Consider the following 1,452-nt stretch of genomic DNA (forward strand, 5'->3'; position numbering starts at 1 on the left):
TGAACTGCCTCCCATTTCTTGGACACGAGAAATGGGAGGCTTTTTATGCGTGTCGACTTGAGAGTGAAACACGACATCGAGGCCAGGAAGGCGGCGATCGGGCTCTTCGAGCGAGGGCACGGCTTCGAGTCGGCGGCGAAGGCGCTGTCGGTCCCGCGCAACACCGTGAGACAATGGCTCTACGTATACCGGTCGTTCGGAAGCGAGGTGCTGCTATCCATGGACGGCAAGCAGACCAGGTACACATACGAGCAGAAGGTCGCCGCCGCCTCGGCCGTGGTCGACGGCGGCATGGGCAAGCAGGACGCCATGAAGGCGTTCGGGGTCATGTCCCTGGCGCCGCTCAAGAGATGGTGCGCGCTCTACCGCGCGGGCGGCGCCGAGGCGCTCAGGCCCAAGCCCAGGGGCAGGCCGAAGGGGTCCGGCCCCAAGTCGCGCGGGCGCACCCGCGAGCAGGAGCTCGAGGAGCGCTGCCGAAGGCTCGAGACCGAGGTGGCCTACCTAAAAAAATTGCGTGCCCTGGTCGAGAGGGACGGGCTCTGACCAGGGCGAAGGTCGAGGCCGTGAGCGCCCTGCGCGCGGAGGGGTGCAAGCTGGGGAGCCTGCTGGAATGCGCCGGCCTGGCCCGGTCCAGCTACTATTACGCGCTGTCGCACCCGGCCGGGCCGACGCGCCCGGAGCTGCGGGACGCGGTGGCGGAGATCTTCTCGCGCACGGCCAACGGGTGCGGCCACCGCCAGGTCGCCATGTGCCTGCGCGCCGAGCTGGGCGCGCGCATAGCCAACAAGACCGTGCTCAAGATGATGCGGGAGATGGGATCCGCTGCGGCATCCGCCGCGAGACCGACTACCATAGGTACAACTCGTACAGGGGGGTCGTGGGCGAGACGTTCGAGAACGTCATCGGGCGCGACTTCGCCGCCGACGGGCCGTGGCAGAAGGTGGGCACCGACGTCACCGAGTTCAAGCAGCCCTGGGGCAAGGCCTGCTTCGCGCCGGTGTACGACTTCGGCAGCAAGGAGATAGTCGCGTGGTCGACGTCGACCAGCCCGGACATGGCGCAGCAGGCCGAGCTGCTCGACCAGCTGCTGGCGAAGATGCCCGAGGGCGCGACGCCGGTGCTCCACAGCGACATGGGCTGGCAGTACCAGCACGCCGCATGGTGCGGGAGGCTGAAGGACGCCGGGATCGTCCAGAGCATGTCCAGAAAGGGCAACTGCATCGACAACGGCGCCACCGAGCAGGTCTTCGGCCACATGAAGGACGAGTTCTTCCGGGGAAGGACATGGCCCGACTTCGAGTCCTTCAAGGCGGACCTGGACGCGTACGTCGCCCATTGGAACACGAGGCGAAGGCAGGTTAAACTGAAGGGGCTGACCCCGGAGGAGTTCCGGAACCAGCCCCTTGCGGCGTAGTTCTTATTTAAGCCGTCCAAGTTTTGGGGTGCAGTTCA

Annotated in this window: 2 protein-coding genes and 1 pseudogene; all 3 read left to right on the forward strand. The window is 66.3% G+C overall.

Going from position 1 to position 1,452, the window contains the following annotated elements:
• Positions 1 to 45 precede the first annotated feature (45 nt).
• The 3 genes and pseudogenes from ACTQXO_RS08695 (at position 46) to ACTQXO_RS08705 (ending at position 1,414) form a co-directional block, all read left to right on the forward strand.
• On the forward strand, positions 46 to 543 hold the full coding sequence (locus ACTQXO_RS08695; RefSeq protein ID WP_441545612.1) for a transposase: 498 nt from the start codon (positions 46 to 48) through the stop codon (positions 541 to 543).
• A gap of 20 nt (positions 544 to 563) precedes the next feature.
• Positions 564 to 815, forward strand: a pseudogene (locus ACTQXO_RS08700) (IS3 family transposase); the annotation flags it as partial.
• The gene (locus tag ACTQXO_RS08705) at positions 749 to 1,414 is read left to right on the forward strand and encodes an IS3 family transposase (RefSeq protein WP_441033535.1); all 666 of its coding nucleotides are present in this window, start codon (positions 749 to 751) and stop codon (positions 1,412 to 1,414) included. The pseudogene ACTQXO_RS08700 and the gene ACTQXO_RS08705, both read left to right, overlap by 67 nt.
• Positions 1,415 to 1,452 lie beyond the last annotated feature (38 nt).

Source organism: Collinsella sp. LCP19S3_D5 (genome assembly GCF_052121415.1).
Classification (GTDB): domain Bacteria; phylum Actinomycetota; class Coriobacteriia; order Coriobacteriales; family Coriobacteriaceae; genus Collinsella.